30 protein-coding genes are annotated in these 24,687 nt (G+C 66.8%); 12 read left to right on the top strand and 18 right to left on the bottom strand.

The window, feature by feature from the left end; translation table 11 throughout:
• The first annotated feature begins 69 nt into the window (after window positions 1–69).
• Window positions 70–621: a DUF402 domain-containing protein gene (locus tag ACWZHB_RS05650; protein ID WP_427906862.1), complete on the top strand. Its 552-nt coding sequence runs from the start codon at window positions 70–72 to the stop codon at window positions 619–621.
• Between the two features lie 27 nt (window positions 622–648).
• Here the strand turns inward: ACWZHB_RS05650 and ACWZHB_RS05645 are convergent, their stop codons facing one another.
• Together ACWZHB_RS05645 and coaE are read right to left on the bottom strand one after the other, a co-directional pair.
• Window positions 649–1,080, bottom strand: coding sequence for a hypothetical protein (locus ACWZHB_RS05645; RefSeq protein WP_427906861.1), 432 nt, complete (start codon window positions 1,078–1,080; stop codon window positions 649–651).
• Window positions 1,081–1,202: 122 nt separating this feature from the next.
• Window positions 1,203–2,405, bottom strand: coding sequence for a dephospho-CoA kinase (coaE, locus tag ACWZHB_RS05640; RefSeq protein ID WP_427906860.1), 1,203 nt, complete (start codon window positions 2,403–2,405; stop codon window positions 1,203–1,205).
• Between the two features lie 149 nt (window positions 2,406–2,554).
• On the opposite strand from coaE, the gene ACWZHB_RS05635 reads away from it, so the two are divergent.
• Window positions 2,555–2,767 carry a hypothetical protein gene (locus ACWZHB_RS05635; RefSeq protein ID WP_427906859.1) on the top strand — a complete coding sequence of 71 codons (213 nt, stop codon included), beginning with the start codon at window positions 2,555–2,557 and terminating at the stop codon, window positions 2,765–2,767.
• 58 nt (window positions 2,768–2,825) lie between these two features.
• Here ACWZHB_RS05635 and ACWZHB_RS05630 read toward each other — a convergent pair whose 3' ends face one another.
• The gene (locus ACWZHB_RS05630) at window positions 2,826–3,530 is read right to left on the bottom strand and encodes a TetR/AcrR family transcriptional regulator (RefSeq protein ID WP_427906858.1); all 705 of its coding nucleotides are present in this window, start codon (window positions 3,528–3,530) and stop codon (window positions 2,826–2,828) included.
• A gap of 91 nt (window positions 3,531–3,621) precedes the next feature.
• On the opposite strand from ACWZHB_RS05630, the gene ACWZHB_RS05625 reads away from it, so the two are divergent.
• Window positions 3,622–4,296: an NAD(P)-dependent oxidoreductase gene (locus ACWZHB_RS05625; RefSeq protein WP_427906857.1), complete on the top strand. Its 675-nt coding sequence runs from the start codon at window positions 3,622–3,624 to the stop codon at window positions 4,294–4,296.
• Between the two features lie 92 nt (window positions 4,297–4,388).
• Here the strand turns inward: ACWZHB_RS05625 and rpsA are convergent, their stop codons facing one another.
• Window positions 4,389–5,867, bottom strand: coding sequence for a 30S ribosomal protein S1 (gene rpsA, locus ACWZHB_RS05620; protein ID WP_427906856.1), 1,479 nt, complete (start codon window positions 5,865–5,867; stop codon window positions 4,389–4,391).
• A gap of 228 nt (window positions 5,868–6,095) precedes the next feature.
• Between rpsA and ACWZHB_RS05615 the strand changes: the two genes are divergently transcribed.
• A complete protein-coding gene (locus ACWZHB_RS05615; RefSeq protein ID WP_427906855.1) occupies window positions 6,096–6,944 on the top strand; it encodes a class I SAM-dependent methyltransferase in 849 nt (282 codons plus the stop codon).
• Here ACWZHB_RS05615 and ACWZHB_RS05610 read toward each other — a convergent pair.
• Window positions 6,941–7,495 (bottom strand): hypothetical protein, encoded by a 555-nt coding sequence (locus tag ACWZHB_RS05610; protein ID WP_427906854.1) that lies wholly within the window; start codon window positions 7,493–7,495, stop codon window positions 6,941–6,943. The genes ACWZHB_RS05615 and ACWZHB_RS05610 overlap by 4 nt on opposite strands.
• 46 nt (window positions 7,496–7,541) lie before the next feature.
• Window positions 7,542–7,877, bottom strand: coding sequence for a hypothetical protein (locus ACWZHB_RS05605; RefSeq protein WP_427906853.1), 336 nt, complete (start codon window positions 7,875–7,877; stop codon window positions 7,542–7,544).
• Between the two features lie 103 nt (window positions 7,878–7,980).
• Between ACWZHB_RS05605 and ACWZHB_RS05600 the strand changes: the two genes are divergently transcribed.
• Window positions 7,981–9,012, top strand: coding sequence for a helix-turn-helix transcriptional regulator (locus ACWZHB_RS05600; protein WP_427906852.1), 1,032 nt, complete (start codon window positions 7,981–7,983; stop codon window positions 9,010–9,012).
• An 18-nt stretch (window positions 9,013–9,030) separates the two neighbouring features.
• Here ACWZHB_RS05600 and ACWZHB_RS05595 read toward each other — a convergent pair whose 3' ends face one another.
• The 3 genes from ACWZHB_RS05595 to ACWZHB_RS05585 form a co-directional block, all read right to left on the bottom strand.
• Window positions 9,031–9,201, bottom strand: a complete 171-nt coding sequence (locus tag ACWZHB_RS05595) for a toxin-antitoxin system HicB family antitoxin (protein ID WP_143875908.1) — start codon at window positions 9,199–9,201, stop codon at window positions 9,031–9,033.
• Window positions 9,202–9,209: 8 nt separating this feature from the next.
• Window positions 9,210–10,097, bottom strand: coding sequence for an SPFH domain-containing protein (locus ACWZHB_RS05590; protein WP_427906851.1), 888 nt, complete (start codon window positions 10,095–10,097; stop codon window positions 9,210–9,212).
• A 66-nt stretch (window positions 10,098–10,163) separates the two neighbouring features.
• Window positions 10,164–11,513 carry an FAD-binding oxidoreductase gene (locus ACWZHB_RS05585; protein WP_427906850.1) on the bottom strand — a complete coding sequence of 450 codons (1,350 nt, stop codon included), beginning with the start codon at window positions 11,511–11,513 and terminating at the stop codon, window positions 10,164–10,166.
• 71 nt (window positions 11,514–11,584) lie between these two features.
• On the opposite strand from ACWZHB_RS05585, the gene ACWZHB_RS05580 reads away from it, so the two are divergent.
• Together ACWZHB_RS05580 and ACWZHB_RS05575 are read left to right on the top strand one after the other, a co-directional pair.
• Complete coding sequence (locus tag ACWZHB_RS05580; RefSeq protein WP_427906849.1) at window positions 11,585–12,520, top strand: LysR family transcriptional regulator; 936 nt, start codon at window positions 11,585–11,587, stop codon at window positions 12,518–12,520.
• A 110-nt stretch (window positions 12,521–12,630) separates the two neighbouring features.
• The gene (locus tag ACWZHB_RS05575; protein WP_427909091.1) at window positions 12,631–14,178 is read left to right on the top strand and encodes an acyl-CoA carboxylase subunit beta; all 1,548 of its coding nucleotides are present in this window, start codon (window positions 12,631–12,633) and stop codon (window positions 14,176–14,178) included.
• Window positions 14,179–14,185: 7 nt separating this feature from the next.
• Here ACWZHB_RS05575 and ACWZHB_RS05570 read toward each other — a convergent pair whose 3' ends face one another.
• The 3 genes from ACWZHB_RS05570 to ACWZHB_RS05560 are packed head-to-tail and all read right to left on the bottom strand — an operon-like array spanning window position 14,186 to window position 15,811.
• Complete coding sequence (locus ACWZHB_RS05570) at window positions 14,186–14,413, bottom strand: type 2 periplasmic-binding domain-containing protein (protein ID WP_427906848.1); 228 nt, start codon at window positions 14,411–14,413, stop codon at window positions 14,186–14,188.
• 1 nt (window position 14,414) lies between these two features.
• Entirely contained in the window at window positions 14,415–14,867 is a 453-nt protein-coding gene (locus tag ACWZHB_RS05565; RefSeq protein ID WP_427906847.1) for an ABA4-like family protein, read from the bottom strand.
• Window positions 14,864–15,811: a hypothetical protein gene (locus ACWZHB_RS05560; RefSeq protein ID WP_427906846.1), complete on the bottom strand. Its 948-nt coding sequence runs from the start codon at window positions 15,809–15,811 to the stop codon at window positions 14,864–14,866. Before ACWZHB_RS05560 ends, ACWZHB_RS05565 begins: the two co-directional genes overlap by 4 nt.
• 103 nt (window positions 15,812–15,914) lie before the next feature.
• Here ACWZHB_RS05560 and ACWZHB_RS05555 point away from each other — a divergent pair, with 103 nt between their 5' ends.
• Entirely contained in the window at window positions 15,915–16,556 is a 642-nt protein-coding gene (locus ACWZHB_RS05555; RefSeq protein ID WP_427906845.1) for a MerR family transcriptional regulator, read from the top strand.
• 54 nt (window positions 16,557–16,610) lie between these two features.
• On the opposite strand, the gene ACWZHB_RS05550 is transcribed toward ACWZHB_RS05555, so the two are convergent.
• From ACWZHB_RS05550 to ACWZHB_RS05535, 4 genes are all read right to left on the bottom strand, one after another.
• On the bottom strand, window positions 16,611–17,363 hold the full coding sequence (locus ACWZHB_RS05550; RefSeq protein ID WP_427909090.1) for an amino acid ABC transporter ATP-binding protein: 753 nt from the start codon (window positions 17,361–17,363) through the stop codon (window positions 16,611–16,613).
• 26 nt (window positions 17,364–17,389) lie between these two features.
• On the bottom strand, window positions 17,390–18,328 hold the full coding sequence (locus ACWZHB_RS05545; RefSeq protein ID WP_427906844.1) for an amino acid ABC transporter permease: 939 nt from the start codon (window positions 18,326–18,328) through the stop codon (window positions 17,390–17,392).
• Between the two features lies 1 nt (window position 18,329).
• Window positions 18,330–19,235 (bottom strand): ABC transporter substrate-binding protein, encoded by a 906-nt coding sequence (locus tag ACWZHB_RS05540; RefSeq protein ID WP_427906843.1) that lies wholly within the window; start codon window positions 19,233–19,235, stop codon window positions 18,330–18,332.
• A 126-nt stretch (window positions 19,236–19,361) separates the two neighbouring features.
• On the bottom strand, window positions 19,362–20,441 hold the full coding sequence (locus ACWZHB_RS05535; protein ID WP_427906842.1) for an isocitrate/isopropylmalate dehydrogenase family protein: 1,080 nt from the start codon (window positions 20,439–20,441) through the stop codon (window positions 19,362–19,364).
• Window positions 20,442–20,638: 197 nt separating this feature from the next.
• Here ACWZHB_RS05535 and trxA point away from each other — a divergent pair, with 197 nt between their 5' ends.
• Window positions 20,639–21,016 carry a thioredoxin gene (gene trxA / locus ACWZHB_RS05530; RefSeq protein WP_056824580.1) on the top strand — a complete coding sequence of 126 codons (378 nt, stop codon included), beginning with the start codon at window positions 20,639–20,641 and terminating at the stop codon, window positions 21,014–21,016.
• Window positions 21,017–21,095: 79 nt separating this feature from the next.
• On the opposite strand, the gene ACWZHB_RS05525 is transcribed toward trxA, so the two are convergent.
• Window positions 21,096–21,515: a 2-keto-3-deoxygluconate kinase gene (locus ACWZHB_RS05525; RefSeq protein WP_427906841.1), complete on the bottom strand. Its 420-nt coding sequence runs from the start codon at window positions 21,513–21,515 to the stop codon at window positions 21,096–21,098.
• Between the two features lie 274 nt (window positions 21,516–21,789).
• Here ACWZHB_RS05525 and ACWZHB_RS05520 point away from each other — a divergent pair, with 274 nt between their 5' ends.
• Entirely contained in the window at window positions 21,790–22,182 is a 393-nt protein-coding gene (locus tag ACWZHB_RS05520) for a DUF6191 domain-containing protein (RefSeq protein ID WP_427906840.1), read from the top strand.
• 75 nt (window positions 22,183–22,257) lie between these two features.
• On the opposite strand, the gene ACWZHB_RS05515 is transcribed toward ACWZHB_RS05520, so the two are convergent.
• Window positions 22,258–23,022 carry an acyl-[acyl-carrier-protein] thioesterase gene (locus ACWZHB_RS05515; protein ID WP_427906839.1) on the bottom strand — a complete coding sequence of 255 codons (765 nt, stop codon included), beginning with the start codon at window positions 23,020–23,022 and terminating at the stop codon, window positions 22,258–22,260.
• Between the two features lie 236 nt (window positions 23,023–23,258).
• On the opposite strand from ACWZHB_RS05515, the gene ACWZHB_RS05510 reads away from it, so the two are divergent.
• Entirely contained in the window at window positions 23,259–24,119 is an 861-nt protein-coding gene (locus tag ACWZHB_RS05510) for a haloalkane dehalogenase (RefSeq protein WP_427906838.1), read from the top strand.
• A gap of 163 nt (window positions 24,120–24,282) precedes the next feature.
• Window positions 24,283–24,621, top strand: coding sequence for an LGFP repeat-containing protein (locus ACWZHB_RS05505; protein WP_427906837.1), 339 nt, complete (start codon window positions 24,283–24,285; stop codon window positions 24,619–24,621).
• Window positions 24,622–24,687: the final 66 nt, after the last annotated feature.

Genomic DNA, 24,687 nt, shown 5'->3' with positions numbered 1-24,687 from the left:
CTTCCACGAACCGTCAGCCCAGCGGCCATCGGACGCGTCCCTGGCGGTCAGCCGGTAGATTCTGCGCTCATGACGCAGGCATCCACCGTGCACGTGCATCCGCCCAAGGTCGAGTACTTCGACGTCGCGGCCAAGACGAACACCGATCCCAAGGGGTTCGTCCGGGCGGTGGAGGTCTACCGGGTGGAGCCGTGGGGCCTGTACATGGGCCGTCACTCCGATCACGCGCACTTCCACTACCTCGAATCGTGGGTGCTGCCCGAGCTGTCGTTGCGAGCGTCGAAGCTGCACTACAACCCCGGCGTCGAGCAGTGGCAGGACATCTATGTCGATGTCGGCTCGTTCACCTGGGAGTCTCCGACTCTGATCCGCGGGGTCGACCACTACCTCGATCTGCTCGTCCGCACTGGACGCGATGTCCGGCTCGTCGATGTCGACGAGCTGATGGCCGCCCACAGTGCCGCCCTGCTCGACTCCGCGCAATGCCAGGCCGCGATCGAGCACGCGACCGCCGCGGTCGACGGGATCGCCGCGCACGGGTATTCACTCGAGCGCTGGCTGAACACCCACGCCATGACGCTGACCTGGCGCCGAAACGACGCACCGCCCGGACCTCGGTAGCGGTCCGGGCGGTGCGAATTGGCGGAGTCAGCCGGCCGACAGGCTCGGGAACAGATCCGCGAGGCCGCCGCCACACGACGCGCTGCCGGTGCTCCCGGCCTGGCCGACGGTGACGGTGATCGAGTCGCTGATCAGCAGCTGACGCGCTTCGAGCTTGTGCTGGCCCGCCGTGGTCGGCTTCCAGGTGATGCTCACCGTGCCCGACAGCAGCGACGGCGAGACCGGACTGCCCGGGATGTCAACGCCGTTGTCGGTGAACTTCACCGAGGTCAGTCGATCGACCTCGACGCTCGCGGTCAACTTGTAGCTGCAACCGACCTTGTGGTCGGTTCCGGCCACGCCGAGGTTGCCGACCCAGGCCGAGGCCTGCGGAGCGGCCAGCACGATACTGGCGGCGACGGCACCGAGTGCGGTGATGCCGAAGCTCGCACGGCCGAACTGACGGTGATGTGTTGTCATACGCGCTACAACTTTCCCCTGTGATTCGAGTCACCCGGTAGTGACTTCGCACAATGTACCCAGCGCACGACACCGTTCGGCCGTTTTCCGAAACATTGATGTTTAACAGTTTTCCGCGTGGTTCACCCGCGGGCGCGAGCCCACTCGGTGACCACCGGATAGACCGCGTCGAACCACGGTTCCTTCACGCCGTAGTAGGCGTCGCCTGCCGCGTCGGCGGCCAGATCCGCCGCCGCGAGTTCGGCCCCACGCTTGATCGCCAGGTACTCCGCTCGCGCGCTCTCGTTCGCCCGCAACCAGTCGCGCAGATCGAGCGCGAACCGCTGACCGAGCGAATCCTGCACGCGCAGATGGACATTGGCGGGCCGACCGGGATCGGCGTTGCCGTGCAGGCGTTTTCCCCACCGGGCGAGGTCGGTGCCCGCCGGATCGCTCGCGCTCGGCTTCGGATTGTCGTGCGTCACGTGCGCGGCCAGGGGAAATCCGCCCGCCGTCAACGCGTCCGCCAGCGATTCGGCCGTGGCCATGTCGGCCACCGTGACCTGGATGTCGATGATGTCCTTGGCAGGCAGTCCGTGGACCGCGGTCGATCCGACGTGATCGATGCGCACCGCCGACGCACCACAGGCCAGGTGCAACCTGGCGATGATCCGGCGCGCCTGCACATCCCATTCCGGGTCGGTGACGAGGCGATACTCGGCACGCGCGCGGACGCCCTCGCGCTGGTTGCGTTCGAACGGCACCAAGCGCCGCTCCCACAGCTCACGAACCTGCGCTTGCACCATCTCCGGCGCGCCGTTGTTGTCGAGCCACACGTCGGCGACCGCGCGACGCTGATCGTCGGTGGCCTGCGCGGCGATCCTGGCCCGTGCGTCCGCTTCGGCCACACCGCGGTGTTCGACCAGCCTGCGCAGCCGCGTCTGTTCTTCTGCTCCGACGACAACGACGAGCTGCATCAGCGGTGCGAGCCCGTTCTCCACGAGCAACGGAATATCCTGCACCACAATGGCGTCCACGGGGGCGTCACCGATCAGTTCGGCTTGGCGAGCACCGACTAGCGGGTGGGTGATGGCGTTGAGCTTGCCGCGCGACACATCGTCAGCGAAGGCGACCGCGGCCAGCGCGGGCCGGTCCAGACTGCCGTCAGGGCTCAGGATCCCCGCACCGAATTCCTCGACCAGCGCCGTCAGACCCGGCGTGCCGGGGGCGACGACTTCACGGGCGATCGCGTCGGAGTCGACGAGTACCGCCCCGAGCTCGACCAGTGTCCGCGCCACTGTGGATTTACCCGCTCCCATGCCTCCGGTGAGGCCGATCCGCAACATGGGCCCAGTCTCGCATCCCAACCGCCGCGCCGGGGCAGCACCTGCGACACGCCCATGCCCGGAGCGGCGGAAGATCCCGGGCCGGGCGCGTCGCGTGGATTAATCTTCCGCGCGGGCGAGAAGGCCGCACGACTACCGACAGGATGATCATGAGTACCAGGAACCACCGGGCGGCTCGCCACCGCCTCGGTATGCCGGGCGGCGTGCACTGCATCGAATTCCCCGCTGTGGCAGCAACTCTCGCCGAATACCGGCGCTCCTGGTTCACCGCCCTGCTCTCCCCCGCCAGACACAGCTTCGCCGCGATACGCAAACGACCCAGCATGCCCGCCGGCTACTGGTCACCCGCCGCCGCGAGCTGAGGACCGCCCGCGAGGCGAACGCACCGCCGGTGATCCGCCGGCAGCCGGGTCCAGTGCCCTACTCCCGCAACCCGAGTGAACGGACCAGATCGAGCATCTCCGCTCGATAGAGCTTGTCCGGTTGTTGCGCCCGAGGCCCGAGATGACCGTAGATCTCCAATGCGAGCAACCCGTGCATGCGCCCCCACATCCGCAGCGCGAGAGCCAATCCCGCGGGTGGCAGATCGGGGAATTCACCGCGCACGTGATCGACGAGCGCGGGATCGAAATCCGGCCACGCCGGTGCGCCGATGGTCTGCGAGGCCGCCGCGTGCGGCCAGGCCGCCGCGGCCAGGCCGACCAATCCGCTGCACGCACGCAGCTCCGCCTCGCGAGCGGGCCCCTCCGACGGCGGCTGGTAACCCAGGACCGGATCGCCGTAGATCAACTTGAACCCAGCGGGATTGGCGACCGCCCACTCCCGGACAGTCTCGCCCCAGGCCACGATCCGCCCCGCCGGATCGGCCTCGGGCACCGCATCGCGCGCGGCCTCGGCCCGGTCGACGAGCGAGGTGTAGACATCGGCGATCAAGGTGGTGATCAGGTCGTCCCGAGCCGGGAAGTATCCGTACAGCGCCCCGGCGGTCATCCCCATCTCTCTGGCGATGGCGCGCAACGAAATCGCGTCGGGACCACCGTCGGCCAACAGCCGCAACGCGATCGCCTTGATCTCCGCTGTCGCTTCTTCGCGCAATCGCTCACGCCGATTCCTCACCTCGACCACGGTTGACACCTTACAGCGTTCGTCTACTATCAGCCGTGCTGTTACTGAACGGCGTGTAGTAAACGAACCCTGAAGAGAAACCGAGGTCATTGTGAACATCGGAGTATTCGGCGCGACCGGCGTCATCGGCTCCCGAGTGGTTGCCGAAGCACAGCATCGAGGTCACCGGGTGACGGCGTTCACCCGCGATGGCGCCCGTTTTCCCGCCGAGCAGGGCGACACCACGTGGCGAGCCGCCGATTGGCTCGACACCGACAGCATCGCCGCCGCGATCGAGGGGCTCGACGTGGTGATCAGCGCGGTCAACGCGGGGCACGGCATCGCCGACACCATCGCCAAGGCAGGCAACTTCGTCGTCGGCGCGCGGGCGATGGTCGGTGCGCTGCAACAACATCCGGACATCCGGTTGGTCGTCGTCGGTGGTGGCGGCAGCTTGGAGGTCGCCCCCGGCCTGCAGCTGGTCGACACACCGGACTTCACCCGGGTGCTCACCGAGGAACTGCGAGTACCGGCCGAGTATCGCGAAGCCGTACTCGCCGGCCGCGATGCGCTGAATGTCTATCGTCAGTCCAATCGGCACTGGACCTATCTGAGCCCGTCCTCGGGGCGGATCGAACCGGGGCCGCGCACCGGTCGCTATCGACTCGGCGGCGATCAGCTTCTCGACTCCGACACCGATATCTCGGCCGAGGACCTCGCCGTCGCGCTCCTCGACGAGGTCGACAACCCGCGTCACCTCCAGCGACGCTTCACCGTCGGCCGCTGAACACGATCACCCCGGAAAAGGCCGAAGGCCCCGGTCCATGTGGACCAGGGCCTTCGGTTGTGTAGCTGTCGATTCAGGCGTTTGCCGCTGAATCAGGCGTTGCCGCTGAGCTTCTCCCGCAGAGCCGCGAGCTGGGCATCGCTGGCCAGCGAGCCGCCCGTGGACTCGGCCGCACCGGAGGTGGACGCAGGCGCGCTGCCACCGGTCTCGGAGGAGTAGTTGCCCGCGACGGGACCACCAGCGGCGGCCTCGGCGGCAGCGTCGGCTGCCATCTTCTCCATCTGGGCAGTGTGCATCTTGTGGCGACGCTCGGCCTCGGCGTAACGGCCTTCCCACTCTTCACGCTGCTTGTCGAACCCGTCGAGCCATTCGTTGGTGTCGGGATCGAAGCCTTCGGGGAAGATGTAGTTGCCCGCATCGTCGTAGCTGTCGGCCATGCCGTACTTCGACGGGTCGAACTCGGCGTTGTAGTCCTCGTTCGCCTGCTTCAGCGACAGCGAGATACGACGACGCTCGAGGTCGATGTCGATGACCTTGACCATGGCGTCGTCGCCGACGGCCACAACCTGGTCCGGGACCTCGACGTGGCGCTCGGCCAGCTCGGAGATGTGGACCAGGCCCTCGATGCCCTCTTCGACGCGCACGAAGGCACCGAAGGGAACCAGCTTGGTGACCTTGCCGGGCACGATCTGGCCGATGGCGTGGGTCCGGGCGAACTGACGCCACGGGTCTTCCTGGGTCGCCTTGAGCGACAGGGAGACGCGCTCGCGGTCCAGGTCGACGTCGAGAACCTCGACGGTGACCTCGTTGCCGACCTCGACAACCTCGGACGGGTGGTCGATGTGCTTCCAGGACAGCTCGGAGACGTGCACCAGGCCGTCGACGCCACCCAGGTCCACGAAGGCACCGAAGTTGACGATGGAGGACACGACGCCCTTGCGGACCTGGCCCTTCTGGAGCTGGTGCAGGAACTCGCTGCGGACCTCGGACTGGGTCTGCTCGAGCCAGGCGCGACGCGACAGAACCACGTTGTTGCGGTTCTTGTCGAGCTCGATGATCTTGGCCTCGATCTCCTTGCCGACGTACGGCTGGAGGTCGCGGACACGACGCATCTCGACGAGTGAGGCGGGCAGGAAGCCACGGAGACCGATGTCGAGGATCAGGCCGCCCTTGACGACCTCGATGACGGTGCCCTTGACGGCCTCGTCCTTCTCCTTGAGCTCCTCGATCGTGCCCCACGCGCGCTCGTACTGCGCCCGCTTCTTGGACAGGATCAGGCGGCCTTCCTTGTCCTCCTTGGTGAGGACCAGGGCCTCGACCGCGTCGCCCACGGAAACGACCTCGTTCGGGTCGACGTCGTGCTTGATGGAGAGCTCGCGGGAGGGGATGACGCCTTCGGTCTTGTAACCGATGTCCAGCAGGACCTCGTCACGATCGACCTTGACGATGGTGCCTTCGACGATGTCACCATCGTTGAAGTACTTGATCGTTGCGTCGATGGCGGCCAGGAAATCCTCGGCGGAGCCAATGTCGTTAATGGCTACCTGCGGCGAGGTGACGGTGGTGGGCATATGTGGGTTTGCTCCGGACGGATTGTGGTCGGTTGCGGACATTGGATCTTTCGGTACGCTGCGAGATCACCGCGACGACGCGACGAAGGGATACCGGTAAAGTATCGCACGGACCGTCGCACTTGCCGCTGATCAAATTCAGCGTCCCTCTACAGCGTGCATCAGCCTACGCGACCGGCGCGGAGCCGGGCAAACCACCCCCCGCGCCGCGCCGATACCCTGTGCGGCGTGTCCGACGACGAACGCCACGCGCAGGCCAACGCGCTGCTGGGTACCTCAGCGACCACCCGAACCAAGATCGACTCGCGCGACAGCGAGCGCGCGAATCGCCGCTGGTGGGACGCCGACGCCGAGCAGTACCACCAGACCCACGCCGACTTCCTCGGCGTCGACTCCCCCGGCGGCGAGTTCGTGTGGTGCCCGGAGGGTCTGCACGAGGGTGACATGGGGTTCCTCGGTGACGTGACCGGCAAGACCATCTTGGAGATCGGCTGCGGGTCGGCGCCGTGCTCGCGGTGGCTGGCCGGGCACGGCGCGTTCCCGGTCGGGCTCGATATATCGATGGGGATGCTGGAGCGTGGCGTGGCCGCGATGGATCAGGGCGGACCGCGGGTACCCCTTGTCCAGGCGGGCGCCGAGGCGCTGCCCTTCGCCGACGCGACGTTCGACCTGGCCTGCTCGGCGTTCGGCGGAGTGCCGTTCGTCGCCGATTCGGCGCTGGTGATGCGCGAGGTGGCGCGGGTATTGCGGCCGGGTGGGCGCTGGGTGTTCTCGGTGAACCATCCGATGCGCTGGATCTTCCCCGACGACCCCGGCGAGGCGGGTCTCACGGCCACGATCCCCTATTTCGACCGCACTCCTTATGTAGAGGTCGACGGTGACGGCGTACCGACCTATGTCGAGCACCATCGCACGATCGGCGACCGGGTCCGCGAGATCGTCGGCGCCGGCCTGCACCTGGTCGACATCGTCGAACCGGATTGGCCGGAGTGGCTCGACCGCGAATGGGGTCAGTGGTCGCCCCTGCGTGGGCAGATCTTCCCCGGGACCGCCATCTTCATCGCCGAGAAGCCCTAGAACTCCGGCAGCACCGCGAAGGACGGGTCGACCCGCACGCTGGGCACCGTGTCGGCGATCCAGCGGCGCGCCCTGGTCAGCGCGTGATCGGGGAACTCGGCATCGAAACGAACGTCGTCGGACAACAGATACGGCAACCGTCCGCGCAGCCCGGGCGCGTACGGGTGCGGCGGGCACATCTCGGTGCGACGGACCTGCCGCCCGATCGCGGTCTCGCGCGCGCCGGGCACCCCGGTCTCGGGGCAGATGATCTGGAACACCGCCGAGCACCGGTCCTTGGGCACCACGATCGACGCGGCGAAAACGAGTTCACCGCGCGGACCCGGCAGTTGTGTCTTCTCCACCCGGAGCAAGGCGGGCAACTGGTCGACCCACACCACGAAGGCCTCGATCAGGCAGCCGGTGCGCGCGTGATGCTCGGCCAGCCGCCTGCGCAACCGTTTCAGGTCGTGCAGGCGGGCGGGCAGATCGGGCGTGCCGTTGACATAGTTGAGCGCGACGACGTCACGAGTGGCCGGATTCCCCCAGGTCGTGTCGTCCAACTGTTGCATTCCAGGAATGTCGAACGAGATGGGCACCGGATCAATTTACCGGCGGTTACGAGTTCGGTTGTCCCCCTGGGGCGCCCGGCGCGCCGATCAGGGGAGAAACGCGCTCGTCGACCAAGTCGACCAGCAAGGCTTCGTGACTGATCACCATCGCGCGGCTGCGCGGGGTGGCGAGCACGGTCGCCAAGGCGGTGCGAAAGGCTTCGGCGGCGGCGCGGTCGTCGAAATCCAGGTCGATGAGCACGCGTGCCTGCGCGCCGTCGAGCCGGCCGACGCGGTAGGCGCGTACGCCGTTGTCGGCACGGAAGCGCTCGTACTGGTCGAACGCGGCCTTCCAGTCGTCGTAGTCGCGCACGGTGTTGTCGATGTGCAGGGTGACGGTCATGATGGCCTCCGTTGTCGTGCCGAATGGGTATCTCCATGGTCGACCGGTCCGATGCATCGCCGACATCCCTGATCCTGGGGGTCTTCCGCCGTAGACTGGGAAAGTGCCGAGCACCTTGGCCGACCGGATCGGCCGTCTGTGCCGCACCGATCACTCCGCCAAACGACTCCGTGAACTCGTGCTGATCGAGATCCGCGCGACGATCCCGTTCGCCGGTCATGTCTTCGCCCTCACCGATCCCGTCACCGCGGTGGCGACGGCACCACTGGCCGATGTCCCCGGTCTCGATCTCGGGCTCCTGCCGGACTTGATCCGCGCCCGCTACCTCACCCCACTGAATCGCTGGGACACACTGCGCGGCACCGGTGCCCACTCGTTGCTCGGCGCCACCGACGGCGACCCCGACCGCTCCCTGCTGTGGCGCGCCGCGCAGCGCGATCTCGGCATCACCGACTCCGCCACCATCACCTTCGCCGACCGTTACGGCTGCTGGGGCTTCCTCGAACTTCTCCGCTGCACCGAATCCCCTTTCACCGCAGCAGAACTCGCCGCACTGAGTGCGCTGACAACCACAGTCACCGCCGGCCTGCGCCACACTGTCGGCGCCACCTTCGTCGAAACCGACGCCCGGCTCGCGCCACTCGGTCCCGCCGTCGTACTCCTCGACGACACCCTGCGCGTGCGCTCCCAAACGGCAGCCGCCGCGGATTCGCTGCTCCGCCTACTCCCCCCGGACGAACCGATTCCCCCCGTCCCCGCCTCGGTCTACAACGCGGCCGCCGCCCTCCTCGCCACCGAGGCGGGCACCCCCGTCGGCCCCGCGACCTCCCGCGTCCACCTGGGCGGCAACCGCTGGCTCACCGTGAAAGCCGACCGTATCGGCACCGACATCGCCGTGTCCCTCGAACCGAGCACCGCCACCGAACGCCTCGACCTGTTCGCCCGAGCCCACGCCCTCTCCGCCCGGGAATCCCAGGTCCTCACCCTCCTGGCCACCGGCCTGGATTCCCGCGAACTGGCAGCGGAACTGTTCCTCTCCGAACACACGATCAACGATCACGTGAAGGCCATCCTGGCCAAATCCGGAACCCGAACCCGCCAGCGCCTCCTCTCCCGCGTTCTCGGGGTCGGCTGACACGGCGGGATCGATCCGCTAGTCGCGCTTGGGTTTTCGGCCCGCTTGGTCGAGGGCGAGGCGCAGGGCGTATTCGATCTGGGAGTTGATGCTGCGCAGGTCGTCGGCCGCCCACTTGGCTATTGCCTCATGGACGGCCGGGTCGAGCCGCAGCAGGATCTTTTTGGGGTCCTTCTTCGGCTGGGTCACGGGGCGGCTCAGGCGTAGAGGGATCCGGTGTTGACTACCGGCTGGATGGCGCGGTCGCCGCAGAGTACGACGAGCAGGTTGGAGACCATGTTGGCCTTGCGTTCCTCGTCGAGTTCGACGGTGCCCTGTTCGGCGAGGCGGTCGAGCGCGAGGGCGACCATGCCGACGGCGCCTTCGACGATCTGGACCCGGGCGGCGACGACCTGGGCGGCCTGCTGGCGCACGAGCATCGCCTGGGCGATCTCGGGGGCGTAGGCGAGGTGGGTGATGCGGGCCTCGATCACCTCGATGCCCGCGGTGAGGGTGCGTTCACGCAGCTCGACGGTGAGTTCCTCGGCGACCTCGGCACCGTCGCGCAGGCTGGTGCGGGCGTCGTCGTGGGCATCGTAGGGGTGGGTGGTGGCGAGGTGGCGCACCGCCGCCTCGGACTGGGTTTCGACGTACTCCTCGTAGTCGTCGACGGCGAAGGCCGCCTTGAAGCTGTCGACCACCTTGTAGACCACGACCGCCGCGATCTCGACCGGATTGCCGTCGGCGTCGTTGACCTTGAGCTTCTGGGTCTCGAAGTTACGTACCCGCAGCGAGATGGTTTTGCGGTCGGTGAGCGGGACCACCGAGAAGAACCCGGGGTCACTGACCGAGCCGATGTAGCGGCCGAAGAAGGTGACGACCTTGGCCTCGTTGGGATTCACGATGATCAGCCCGGTGGCGAGCAACGAGACGACCAGCATCGCGACGATGGCGGCTACCGCGCCGGTCCAAGCCAGTGCGCCACCGTCGTTCTTGGTGGCGGAAATGAACGCGAGAACGGTGGCGGCGCCGAGCAACAAGGTGAACACCAGCCACCCCAGCAAGACAGCGAACCCGTTGACGCGGAATGCGGACCGAAGCTTCATGACATCCTCCCGATATCTGAGTGATATCACTAAGATAGTAGATATCGGGAGGCTGAGCAAGCCGCGCTAGGAGCCGGGAGCGATATTCCGGTTGGCGCGGAACATGTTCCGCGGGTCGTACTTCGCCTTGGCCGCAGCCAGCCAGCGGTAGGTGTCCGGGGAGTATCCGGCCGCGGTCTGCGCATCGTCGGCCGCACCGCCCGCGCCGTAGAGGAACGCGAGACTGTGCCCGATCATCCACGGCGCCAACACCTCTCGGACCGCCGCGAGGCCTTCGGGCGCGGAGTCGCCCTCGCCGGGCGCGGTGATCACCCGCACGATGTAGTCGGCGTTGCGATGATCGATCGACGCCGCGCCACCGTGCCGGAGAGCCGCACCGAGATGACGGATGTCGATGACCGCGTCGACCGACCCGCCCGGCGCGGTCAACGTGCGCAGCGCGGACAGCCCCTCTGGAGTCAGCTCCGAGAGCAAGGCGTTGGTCGCGGCGTAAGCATGCGGGAAAGGCGGATCACTGTGGATAGTGTGCGATTCGGCGTAGGGCATGGTGCGCAGGTCATCACTCAGCCGAGGTCCGAGCTGCCGCAACGGCGCGACCCACCGCTGCCCCTCCTCGTCCGGCCCGTCGAAGGCGATCCGGATCGAGGCAACGTGGCGGCCGCGCAACGATTCCGGCACGGGCGGGATATCGGGATAGGTCACCACGGCGATCGTGGAAGTCAGTTCGCTCGGCACGGTCGCGGTCCAAATGCGCCAGGCCTCCAGCGCCGCATCGACCAGCGGCGTATCGAAAACCAGCTGCCCGCCGTAGATTTCGGTGACGGGCACGAGATCGAGTTCGAGCCCGGTCACCACACCGAAGTTCCCGCCCGAACCCAGTACCGCCCCGAACAATTCGTCTTCGGGCGTGAGTGTGCGCATCCTGCCATCGGCAGTCACCAGGTCCAACGAGCGCACATGATCTGCCGCATAACCGAATTCCCGAGCCAACAGCCCGAGCCCACCCCCGAGCACATACCCGACCATCCCCACCGACGGCGAGGACCCGTTCAACGGCGCCAGCCCGTACCGAGCGGCCGCCTCGACCAGTGCCCCCGCCCGCACTCCCGCACCGATGCGCGCGGTGCGGGCCCTGGGATCGACGGTGACGGCGTCCATCCGGCCGGTCGTGATGAGCACGCCGCCATCGGCAGCCACGGACAGTCCGTGCCCGGTGGCCTGCACCGCGACCGGAAGGTCGTGCCGCGCGGCGAATTCCACCGCCGCCCGCACATCCTCGGCGTGCAGGGCGCCGACCACGAAGGCGGGACGGTGGGTATAGGCGGTTTGGAAGCCGGCGATCTCCTCGGCGTACCCGGTGTCGCCGGGAGTGAAGACAGGGCCTGCGAAGGTCGATTGCGTCGCGATATCGGTCATGTCTTCGACTGTGCGCGGGATCGATAAGTAAGTAAAAGAGATAGTTCTTCTGATACGTATAATCGATAGTTATGGAATTGCGGCAGCTGCGCTACTTCGTAACGGTCGTCGACGAAGGCGGCTTCACCCGGGCCGCCGAACGCCTGCACCTGGCCCAACCGGGTCTCAGCACCCAGATCCGTCAGCTCGAACGCGAGCTCGGGCAGCCGCTACTCGACCGAGGCGCCCGCACCGTGACGCTCACGGAAATCGGCGCCGCCGTCCTCGAACACGCGCGGGCCGCATTGGCCGCGGCCGACCGGATCGGCGAGACCGTGCAGGAGTTCACGGGGCTGCTGCGGGGTCAGGTCCGGTTGGGAATGATCTCCGGTGCGGCGTTCGAGATGTTCGATGTCGCAGGAGTACTCGCCGATTTCCATCACGATCATCCACAGGTCGGGATCAGCCTCACCGAGGACACCACCGAAAGGATGCTCGCCGCCATCGAAAACGACGAGCTCGATATCGCGTTGACCGGATTGACCGGCGCCCCAATCGGTTCCGGGGTCGGCGTGGAGGTCATCCTGGAGACCACCCTCGCCGCCGCGGTCGCTCGCGACGCACCCGTCGATCCCGCCGAGTCGGCTGGCACCATCGCCGTGGCCGACCTCGCCGACCGGCGCCTCATCTGTCTCACCCGCGGCACCGGCCTGCGTGGTGTCTTCGAACGGTCGTGCACGGCAGCGGGTTTCACCCCCGACATCGCCTTCGAGGCGGCCGCTCCACCGTTCCTGCTCGAACTCGCCGCGCGCGGTCTCGGCACCGCGATCGTCCCCGCGCTCACCCTCGCCGAGGCAGCAAACTTCGCGGTGCGGACACTCGACATCGTCGCCCCGCGAATCCACGGCAGGCTGGCACTCGTGTGGCGCACCGACCGCCCACTCAACCCGGCCGCGAAGGTGCTGCTCGGCCAGTTGCGCATCGCGTTCGGCGGCCACACCGCGGACACCGGCGACGATCCGGCATGATTCGTCAGGTACCGCCGCCGACGTGCCGCTGACGGCGGCGCGCCCCTCGGCGCTACGCTCTAGCGAACCGATGAAGGAGAGCTCGACCAGGACGAGGAAGGGCGTGCGTGGTGGAGTCGACTACTGCTGCGAAACTGCAAGAGCTTCGGAACAATCTGACGGCCGCGCGGGAACCCGCGGGGGACGCGGGGATCGCCAAGCGGGCGGCGAAGGGAATTCCCAGCCCACGCGAACGCATCGAAATACTGCTCGACCAGGGCAGTTTCACCGAGATCGGCGCATTGGTGAAGCAGCCGGGTGCGGCCGACGGTCTCTATGGTGACGGTGTGGTCACCGGGCACGGCCGGATCGACGGGCGCCCGGTCGTGGTAATCGCGCACGACCAGACCGTGTTCGGTGGTTCGGTGGGTGAGATGTTCGGGCGCAAAGTCGCGATGGCGATGGATCTGGCGGCCGATATCGCGTGCCCGTTCGTGGCGATCAACGACTCCGGTGGCGCCAGGGTGCAGGACGCGGTCACCTCGCTGGCCTGGTACGCGGAGATGAGCAGGCGCCAGACCCGGCTGTCGGGGGTGGTGCCGCAGGTGTCGGTGATGTTGGGCAAATGCGCTGCGGGCGCGGTGTATTCGCCGATCAACACCGATGTGCTGATCGCGACCGAGTCCGCGTACATGTTCGTGACGGGTCCCGAGATCATCCGCGAGACCACCGGCGAGGAAGTGACTCTCGACGAGCTCGGCGGCGCGTTCAACCAGGCGCACAACGGCAACATCCACCATGTGGCGGTGGACGAGAAGGCCGCATTCGAGTGGGCGCGAACCTATTTGAGCTTCATGCCGTCGAACTGCTACGAGCGGGCACCGCTGGTCAATCCCGGTCTCGAGCCCGAGATCACCGACTCCGATCGCGAACTGGATTCGCTCATACCGGATTCCGACCGCATGGGTTACGACATGTACGAGGTGCTGCTGCGGATCTTCGACGACGGCGAGTTCCACGAGGTCGGCGACGGCGCCGCGCGCAATCTGATCACCGGATTCGCACGGGTCGACGGACGCAGTGTCGGTGTCGTCGCCAATCAGCCACTGGTGGCGAGCGGCGCGATCGACGCGCGCGGGTCGGACAAGGCCGCGCACTTCATCCGGCTCTGCGACGCGTTCGAGATTCCGCTGGTGTTCGTGGTCGACACACCGGGCGTACTGCCGGGTGTCGAGGAGGAGAAGATCGGCGTCATCAAACGCGGCGGCCGGTTCTTCTACGCGGTCGTCGAGGCCACCGTCCCGATCATCACCGTCGTGGTTCGCAAGGCCTACGGCGGCGGCTACGCGGTGATGGGCTGCAAGCAGCTCGGCGGCGATATCAACCTCGCCTGGCCGACCGCGCGCATCGCGGTGATGGGCGCCGAAGCCGCGGTCGGCCTGACGCAGCGCAAACAGCTCGCCGCCGTCCCCGAGGCCGAGCGGCCCGCCGTGCGTCAGCAGATGGTCGACTTCTACAACGCCGCCGTCGCCACCCCGTGGATCGCCGCCGAACGCGGCTATATCGACGCGGTCATCGAGCCCTCGACCACCCGCCTGGAAATCCGCAAGGCACTGCGCCTGCTCGGCGACAAACACATCGAGCAGGCCCCGCGCAAACATCGCCTGATGCCGTTGTAGCGGCTGGTCACCGCGAGGTGGCCAGTACGCACGCTGCCACATAGCCCCGCACGAGTGGGCGGTTGTCGTCGCGACGCCAGGCCAGGGCGAGTTCGCACGGGCTCAGGCCGGTGACCGGCCTGGTCACCACGCCGTCGTGGGCGACCAGCGCGGCGTTGCCGGTGGCGAGCAGGACGATGCCGTCGAGGTTGACCAGTGCCTCGTAGGTCTTCCTCGGTGCTCGACACTTCGGCATGCTACGCGCTGACCGAACTCGTCTGCGGCACCGGTGAAGTACCACGCTGGGTGACCTCACGCACCAGCAGGTAGATCGGGAAGGCGATGGGCGACAACAGGATCGTGCCGACCAGCAGCGGGCCCATCAGCAGTGGGTGGACGTTGCGCTCGCGGCTGTCGAGGTAGATCCAGCGCCCGAGGAACAGGTCCCAGGCGATGATCTGCGCCCACAGCGCGGTCAGCACAGCGGGGTCGGCGACGGCGTCGGTGATGGCGGCCAAGGACGGCGAGGTCACCAGCGACCACAGCGCACCCAGCACCGGGACTGCGACAATCGCCCACACCACCAAGGGCACCAGCACAATCCACGGTGACGAGATGATCGCGCGGGTCAAGCGCCAGGTCGGGGCGAAGATCATCAAGGCCCAGAACGGCACCGTGACGAAGAACGACAGATCGAACAGGGTGCTCATGCGGTGGCTACCTTTCGAAGGTCGGTCGCGCTCGCGACCGAGATCAATACTCCGACAACGACTCCGGTGAGAATCGCGGCCGCGGCGGTGAGGGTGGCCTGATCAGGGTGGATCAGGGGCTGACCACGCAGTGCCTGCCAGGTGACCAGGGCGAGGACCGCCGCGTAACCCGCCGACGCGGTGATGATCAAGCCGAGTCGCACGCGCACCGACCGCAACAAGGGGATCCGCGGCGCCGAGAACACCAGTAGTGCGGCGAGCAGGGGCAATGCCTGCAGGGCGTGCATGCCGAAGAAGTGCGGGATGCGCAGGTCACCGTCGGTGGTGCTCCACCCGGTCAGCGGCATGCCGGGTGTGCCGTCGGGGGCTCCGACCGTGTGCGCGCCCGCGATACCCTCGACGCCGGATTCCTGTTGCGGCATCAGATTTCCCAGTGCCAACCCGACCAACGTGATCGCGATGCCGAGACGAATCGACCAGGTGACCGAGGCGTCGCCGAGACGTGCGCGCATCAGCCCGATGCCGATCACCAGGGTTGCCAGGAACAGGATGACGATGCTGGATCCCATGATCACCCAGAGGGCGCCGTCGAAGGCGGTGGTCATGTTGTAGTGGCTGCGCGTGCCGCGGATCACCTGCCCGAAGATGATCACCTGTTCGATCACGCCGGTCACCACGATCACCGTGGCCATCCACGAGGTGAGCCGAGAAGGCTTGGGCCGCAACGACATCAACCAGGCCAGCGCCACGCTGTAGAACACGAACGAGATCGCGAACTTGGTCGGCTTGAACCAGGCGGTCGACCCGGCGATCACGCGGTCGTCGACCAGCATCCCGATCAGTCCGACCACTACGAGCGCAGCGTTGACGGCGGCGAAATACATCAGCGGTCGATGCAGCGGGGCGTTGGGGCGGGGCAGCGAAGGGACGGTCAGGACAGACATGCGAATCTCCCAGAGATAGATAGCTATACTATCCGTTATGGATAGCTAGACTATCCGCTATGGGTGACGTAGGCAAGGGGTAGGAACGAAATCGGAGGTAAGAGTGCGAATCTCGGAGTTGAGTGAACGCAGCGGCATCGCGCTGGCGACCATCAAGTACTACCTGCGCGAAGGATTGCTGCCCCCGGGCGAACGCACCAGCCCCAACCAGGCCAGCTACGGCGAAACCCACCTGCGCCGGCTGCGCTTGATCCGCGCGTTGATCGAGGTGGGCGGCATCCCGGTTGCCACCGTCTCCGACGTTCTCGCCGCGATCGACTCCCCCGAGATGCCGCTGTTCCATGTGCTCGGAGTGGCACAGGACAGCCTGTCCACCCCGGTGCCCGCCGCCCATGACGCCGACTGGGACCGTGCGTACGAGGCCGTGCGCACGGAGATGGACCGGCGCGGCTGGGACATGAAGCCGAGCCCGCAGGCCATCGACACGCTCACCGGAGTGATCGTTCGCCTCACGCAACTCGGCTACCGCGACTGGGCAACCACCACCCTGCCCACCTATTTCGACAGCACCCGCGCAGTCGCGGAAACCGACGTGGCCTCCGCCCTGTCCGCGGGCGGGCGCGACGACATCATCGACGCGGTCGTCGTACTGACCGTCCTCGGCGACACCGCACTGGCCGCCATCCGCCGCATCGCCCAGGCGCAGGTCTCGCTGGAACGGCTGAAGAACCCGGACACCCCCTGAACGCGAAACGGCCCCGCGTGAACCCAAGAATCCGCGGGGCCGTTTCGGCGTATCTCAGAGCAGACGTGACAAGAACGCCTGGGTCCGCTCGTGCTGTGGGTTGGCCAGCAGTTCACGCGGCGGTCCCGACTCCACCACCACACCGGCGTCCATGAACACCAGTTCGTCGGCGACCTCACGGGCAAAGCCCATCTCGTGGGTCACCACCAGCATGGTCATGCCCGAATCGGCCAGCTCCCGCATCACCGCGAGCACCTCACCGACCAGCTCGGGGTCCAGTGCCGAGGTCGGCTCGTCGAACAGCATCAGCTTGGGGTCCATCGCCAGCGCTCGCGCGATGGCGACCCGCTGCTGCTGACCGCCGGACAGTTGCGCGGGGTAGGCGTTGCGCTTGGCCGAGAGCCCGACCCGCTCGAGCAGCTCCTCGGCCCTGGCGATCGCCTCGGACTTGCGGATCCCGCGCACCTGGATCGGTGCCTCGATCACGTTCTCCAGCGCCGTGCGGTGCGGGAACAGGTTGAAATGCTGGAACACCATGCCGATGTCGCGACGCTGGACCGCGGCATCGCGCTCGTGCATCTCGTAGAGCTTGCCGTTCTTCTCCCGGTAGCCGACGAGATCGCCGTCGACGTAGAGCCTGCCCGCGTTCACCTGCTCGAGGTGATTGATGCACCGCAGGAACGTCGACTTGCCCGAGCCCGACGGCCCGACCAGGGTGAGCACCTTGCCGCGCTGCACCTCGAGCGAGATGCCCTTGAGCACCTGCAGCGCGCCGAAGCTCTTACACACCCGGTCGGCCAGGACCATCGGCGGAACTGCCACTTCTGGTTCGGTCATTTCGCCTTCACCGCCGCCTGCGCCGTGGCCAGTTCCTGCAGCTGCTTGGCTGTCAGCTGCCGGGTGGCACCGCGCGAGTAATAGCGTTCCAAGTAGTACTGGCCGACCATGAGGATGCTGGTGATCGCGAGGTACCAGGTGGCACAGACGAGCAGCAGCGGGATCGGCTGGAAGTTCACGCCGTAGATGTCACGGGCGCGGCCGAACAGGTCGGTGCTCAACGGGATCGCGGTGACCAGCGAGGTCGTCTTGAGCATGCCGATCAGCTCGTTGCCGGTGGGCGGGATGATCACCCGCATGGCCTGGGGCAGCACCGTGCGGCGCATGGTCTGCGTCCACGACATGCCGAGCGCCACCGACGCTTCGCGCTGACCCTCGCCGACGGAGTTGATACCCGCGCGCACGATCTCGGCCATGTAGGCGGCCTCGTTGAGACCGAGGCCGATCACCGCGAACATGAACGCTGCCTGCAGGTTCTGCACGTCGAAGTGGAAGAACTGCGGACCGAACGGCACGCCGAGGTCGATCTGCTTGTAGAGCGACGGGACCAGGCCCCAGAACACCAACTGCACGAACACCGGGGTGCCGCGGAAGATCCACAGGTAGATCCACGCGGCGGTACGCAGCACCGGGTTCGGTGACAGGCGCATCACCGCCAGCACCGTGCCGAGACCCACCGCGATCGCCATCGCGAGCACGGTGAGCTCCAGGGTGACGATCGCGCCCTGGGTGATGCGACTGTCGAACAGATACTTGCCGTAGGTGTCCCACCGGTAGGCGGGATTGGTAGCAGCACCGTAGACGAACAATCCGACCAGGATCAGGATGATTGCCGCCGCGATCCAGCGGCCCGGCCTGCGCAGCGGGACCGCTTTGATCGGTTCGGGTTCGGTGCCCGGTCCGGGCACCTCCACCGTGTCTTTCTTGTCGGTCACGTCAGCTCACTGCACCGTTGATCACCGAGGTCTTGATCTGACCGTCCTGCACACCCCAGTTGGTGGTGATCTCGCCGTACTTGCCGTTGTCGATCAGATGTTGCAGCGCCTTCTGCAACGACACCGCCAGCGGCGAGGTCTTCTGCACGGCCCAGCCGTAGGGCGCGGAGTCGAACAGCGGGCCCGCCGACTCGATCTTGCCTTCGCTCTGCTTGATCGCGTACGCGGTCACCGGGGAGTCCGCCGACATCGCGTCGACCTGACCGAGCACCAGCGCATTGGTCGCGGCGCTCTGCTCATCGAAAGCCTTCATATCGATGGCGGGCTTGCCCTCGGCGACGCACTTGGCGCTCTTGGCGGGAATTTCGTCGGTGTGCTCGACCGTAGTGGCCTGTACGGCGACTTTCAGGCCGCACGCATTGTTCGGATCGATCGCTTTACCGGTTTGCTGGGCCCACTGGATACCCGCGGAGAAATAGGTCGTGAAATCGACCTGCTGTTCGCGTTCGCGCGAATCGGTGATCGACGACATACCCACGTCGTAAGTGCCCGCCTGAATGGCCGGAATGATCTTCTCGAACGAGGACTCGACGTAGTCGACCTTCAGTCCGAGGGTGCTCGCGACAGCGTCGAGCAGGTCGACATCGAAGCCGACGATCTTGCCGCTGGCGTCCTTGTACTCGTTCGGCTGATACGGCACGTTCACGCCGACGACGATCTTGCCTGCCTGCTTGACCTTGTCCGGAAGGGTCGCCGCGATCGCGTCGACCTTCTCCACAGACACCTTGTTCACCGAGGCGCCGTCGCCCTCGGTGTTGTCGGCGCAGCCGGTGAGGACCAGCGCACCGCCGGCGACGGTACACAGCAGTCGCACGGCGCCACGGCCGAGGACAGTTCGAACAGACAAAGGAGCCTCCACATTTCACGTCGACGCCGGCCACGTGTCAGCGCCTGTTTGGCAATGTATGCGAACCGGACACAGCGTGGTGCGACAGTAACCGAAGATTAATCAGCGAATGTGAAAGGGGTACCTTCACCTCCGGTGCACGCGGGCCCGTACCTGCTCGGTGAATTCGCTGGTGGAAGCCAGACCGCCGAGATCCGCGGTCGCGATTCCGGCGGCCAGCGTGGCCGCCACAGCGTGGCTGATGCGGTCGGCGGCATCGTGTAGCAAACGGTTCTCGGCGCGAACCGCCAACCAGCGCAACAACATTGCCGCCGACAATTGCAGCGCGGCGGGATTGGCCCGATTGTGCCCGGCCAGACCGGGCGCCGCGCCGTGCACGGCCTGCGCCATCGCGCGCGTGTCGGAGCAGTTGAGTGAGGCGGCCATGCCGAGTGAGCCGCTGAGCTCACCGGCCAGATCGGAGAGGATGTCGCCGAACAGGTTCTCGGTGACGATCACGTCGAACTCGGCGGGTGCGCGGACCAGGTGCGCGGCCATCGCGTCGACGTGTGCGTCGTCGACGGTCACCTCCGGATACTGCTCGGCCACTTCGTAGCAGACATCACGGAACAGGCCGGTCGTCATCGGCAGCACATTGGCCTTGTGCACCACGGTGACCCGCTTGCGCCTACCCATGGCCAGGCGCAACGCCTGATGCGCGATCCGCTCGCACGCCTTGCGGGTGATCACCGCCACCGCCATCGCCACGTCCTCGGTGGGGCGGAACTCCCCCGACCCGGCGAACATATTGCGGTCGGCGTAGAAGCCTTCGCTGTTCTCCCGGACGATCACCAGATCGATGTCGGGCGCCATCGCGCGCACCCCGGCGAACGCGGCGGCGGGGCGGATGTTGGCGTAGAGCTCGAGGCGTTTGCGGATCACGCCGCCCGGCGCCACTCGCATGTCCGACGGATAGGAGGCGTTGTCGTGGGGGCCGAGGATCCAGGCGTCGAGATCCTCCAGCGCCGACAGCGTCTGTTCCGGCAGCGGGTCGCCGCAGGCGGCGATTGCGTCGTGCCCGATCTGCAGCGGCACCCACTCCACCGGGGCGAGCCCGGCCGCGCCGATCGCTTCGTCGACGACCGCTCTGGTCGCGGACACCACCTCGGGGCCGATTCCGTCGCCGTCGATCACTCCGAGTCGCAGGTTCGCCTTCGTCGCATTCACCCCGCTATCTTCGCGCGCGCCCGTCGGGCGCCGGGCACGTGGTGCGCCCTGACACGCGGCCGGTACCGAATTTCTGGCCGTTGTAGTGGGGATTCACGGCCCGCGCGGACGGTGGGCCCGGGAGCGTCGAACGACCGGGGGAAGATATAGGAACGCCGCGGCGTTACAGCCGGGGACACCGACAAGGAGAGGACGTCATGGCCACCCAGACGCTGACCCAGCAGAACTTCGACGAAGTCATCACCGGAAACGACGTGGTCCTCGTCGATTTCTGGGCTTCCTGGTGCGGTCCGTGCCGCAGTTTCGCGCCGACCTACGAGACCTCGTCGGAGAAGCACACCGACGTCGTCTACGGCAAGGTCGACACCGAGGCCGAGCAGGGGCTCGCCGCTGCCGCCAATATCCAGTCGATTCCGACCATCATGGCCTTCCGTGAGGGCGTGCTCGTGTTCGCCCAGCCGGGCGCGCTGCCGCCCGCCGCGCTCGAGGACCTGGTGACCCAGATCAAGGATCTGGACATGGACGAGGTGCGCAAGCAGATCGCCGAGCAGCAGGAGTCCTCTCCCGCCGAGTAGGCTGCTGCGACCCAACGCCGAACATACAAGGGCCCGTTCACCTCGAAAGGTGAACGGGCCCTTGCGTGTTCGGGTGGTGTCAGCCCGCGAGCAGGTTGACGCCGGCGATCATGGCGCGCACGGTCGATTCCGCGCTGCCCGCGGCGGTGGCCACCGCCCAGCCGCGCCTGCCGTTGAACTCGCACTGCATGAAAGTGGCGGTGCCGTCGGTGGTCGGGCGCTGATGGAAGTGCAGGATCTCGAGGGGGTAGCCCTCGTCGTAGAGCGCCGACGTCATCGCCGCGACCGGGCTGCCGGTGGCGATGACGGTGCGAAGGTGGTCGGCGAATTCCAGGGTGGCGGTGAAATCCGTTCCGGAACAGGACCATTCGCGAAGCGCGATGGACCCGTCGGCGCGGGTGTACCGGTCGAGGAATGCGGCGGGGTCGAGGTCGGTGAGCTCGGCGCGCAGGCCCTTGGGGGCAGCGGCGAACAGGGCATGGTCCAGTGTCAGCGTCATTGCAGGTGAGGTCTTCCCGAAGATGTCTTCGTTGGCAGGTGGGACCAGCAGAACGATGAGATACAGCCCGCAGCGTAGGGGCTGGTCCGAATCAGACCCCGCTACGGCGGATTACTACGAGAAGAATTCGCCGTGAAGCTTCCTGCGCGGTCTGCGCAGCAGCGACCGCGAGGTCGCGGTCAGCGACTAGCAGCGCGGCACAGCGGGCGGGATTCGGCACGCAGTCGAGGATAGGGCGATCGTCGCGAGATCGCAACCTGGTTTACCGCACGGAGTGTCTACCGGTGAGTACCATCACCGCAGCTCAGGATCGGTAACAGTCGGCGCGGGCGCGGCGATGGGTATCGTGGCGGGCATGGGGCTGCTCATGGCGATGACGATTCCGGGTCTCGCGTGTCTGCTGATCCTGTTGGCGTTCATCGAGGTGGCGATCAATCGCGCGACCGGGACACGATTTCTGCCGTGGACGCGCAAGCGTGGGGGCACGGTGGCCGCGGCGACCGGCTTCGAACATCTCACCGCGATGTTCCAGGGGTCCAAGCATCACGAGTTCGAGCAGCGGCAGAGCACGCTGATGCATCGCGAGGACCCGTCCGAGGGCGCGCCGCCGCGGGACCAGGTGGATCTGACAGGTGGGTCGGCGCGACTCGTCGCCCGCGAGCGCTGACGCCGTTCGCAGCTCGGATTCGTCGAAAGTCCCAGTGCGCCTGAGCTTTCGACTACATCGCCAGTGCTGTTCGGATCAGTTCTTCGGCAGCGGAACTACCGAGGCGAGGGCGCGGGCCGAACCGTCGACGTCGAGCTGCACGCGCAGGCTGTCGAGTCGCGAGCTCGTCCGCAACACCACTTTGTCGCGCATCATCACCGGTCCGACGTGTTCGACGATCGCCCGGTACGGAAGTTGATGACGGTCCGGGTGCGCGGCGAGCGCTTCCTCCACGGCCTCCCAGTAGACGGCGTTGTTGACGTGGCCCAGCCGGTCGACGTCGGTGACACGCAGCGGGAACGGCACTGCCTCCACGTGCGGATCGTCGAGTTCGGCGAGGGCCGCTTTCCAGCGCAGGCGGTGTTCGGTGGTGCTGGCGAGCATCGGCGCCATGAACGCGTCGCTCATCCGCGCGGGGCGGCCCGCGACCGGGTCGATGTGGATCAGGAACGCCGCGGCCTCGATGTGCCCGCCCTGCTCTCCACGAAGCTGAATTCGCATGTCGCACCATCGGTTCGAGAGCGCGTCGGCCCAGCGGCGTAACTGGACGCGATCGCCGAACATGATCGGCTCGTACACGTCGATCACCGTGCGCCGCACGATCCACGCCTGATGGAGATCCCCGTCCTCGACCGCGTCGAGGTGATCGAACCCGATGTCCTGCAGATACCGCGCGACCGCGTCGAGCCGCAGCCGATCGTCGCCGTCGGTATCGCCCAGCCGCACCGGCCACGACATCGCGAAGGCCTGCTCGATGTCGGGGCAGTCGGGCAGCGGGGTCGCGATGACGTCAGCAGTCATACGGCCGATGCTGCCACAGTTCGCCGCGCCAGGGCCGATCCGACCGGCCGTGGACCGGTCGGGCGCCGACAGCACCACCCGGCCGGCGCGCCGCCGAGCGAACACACGCAACCGAGGAAGTCGTGCGGCATCCCTCCGGCGTGTCGAGTATCTCACCGAAACGTCAACCGAAGACGTTGAACCGCAGCTCTTTTCGTCCGTATGGTCAGCTCGACGCCTCAGACAGGATGGACGCGATGCTGATCGATTTCCTACCGGACAAAGCGCTCTACCCCTTCGAATCCCAGTGGTTCGACTCCTCCGCAGGCCGAGTGCACTACATCGACGAGGGCTCCGGGATCCCCATCCTGTTCTGTCACGGCAGCCCCACGTGGAGCTTTCTCTATCGCAAGATCATCGACGAGCTGCGCGATCGGTTCCGCTGCGTAGCAGTCGATTACCTGGGGTTCGGACTGTCGGAACGGCCGGCGGGCTACGGCTACACCATCGCCGAACACGCCGCCGTGGTCGGGGAACTCGTCGACCACCTCGGGCTGGATCAGTTCGTGATCATGGGGCAGGACTGGGGCGGGCCGATCGGCACCGCGGTCGGCACCGAGCGGGCCGACCGGGTTCGGGGACTGGTTCTCGGCAACACCCTGTTGTGGCCGACGGACACCTGGCCGCAGAAGGCATTCAGCCGGGTCATGGCCAGTGCGCCGATGCAGCGGCGGATCTTGCGCGACAACCTGCTGGTCGAGCGATTTCTGCTCGGTGAGCTGCGGAACACGATCAGCGACGCCGAGGCCGATCACTACCGGAAGGTGCAGCCATCGCCGGCGGCCAGGCGCGGCATCGCCGCCATGCCCGGACAGATCCTGGCGGCCCGGCCCTTGCTCGAGCAGCTGGCCACGAACGTTCCGGCTCGGCTCGGCGCCACACCGACCCTGCTGGTCTGGGGCATGAAGGACATGGCGTTTCGCGCTCCGGCGTTCCTGCCGCGAATGCGCGAGACGTTCACCGATCACCAGGTCCTCGAACTTCCCGAGGCCAAGCACTTCATCCCCGAACACGAGCCGGCCACGATCGCCGAAGCCATCCGCCTGCGTTTCCGCTAGCTGACGGTGCGCTGGTCGCCATGATCGGGCACGAGCAAATCGTTGGCTAACATATTGTGACCAGATCGTGAATCTCCCGCGAGTCGCCGCCGAGAACGACCGATCGCACGGTAGCGTCGCGGCCGCTAGGCCAATTGTTACTGCGTGAAAGGACATGTTCTACATGGCATTCGAAGTCACTGGGGCTATCGGCGATCACTACAACGAAGCCGGTGGTGCGTCCAGCCCGCTGGGTGAACCGACCTCGGCAGAGCAGGACGCCCCCAACGGTGGCAAGTTCCAGGAATTCACCGGCGGCGTCATCTACTTCAAGCTCCCGACCGGAGCCAAGACCGTCTACGGCGCCATCCGTCAGGCATGGGAAGCCGAAGGCGGCGCGGGCGGCCGGTTCGGCTACCCCACCTCCGACGAGCAGGACATCGAAGGCGGCAAGATCAGCCACTTCGAGAACGGTTCGATCAGCTACAACATCGCTGACGACGCCGTGACGGTCAACGCGTAACTCGCGTCCCCGCACGCCACGATGGGCACCGACCCCGGGTCGGTGCCCATCGTGCTGTGTGGAGCA

This window comes from Nocardia sp. FBN12 (assembly GCF_054031145.1).
Note: the sequence above shows the minus strand (reverse complement) of the source record. Positions and strands in the feature narration are given on the sequence as shown.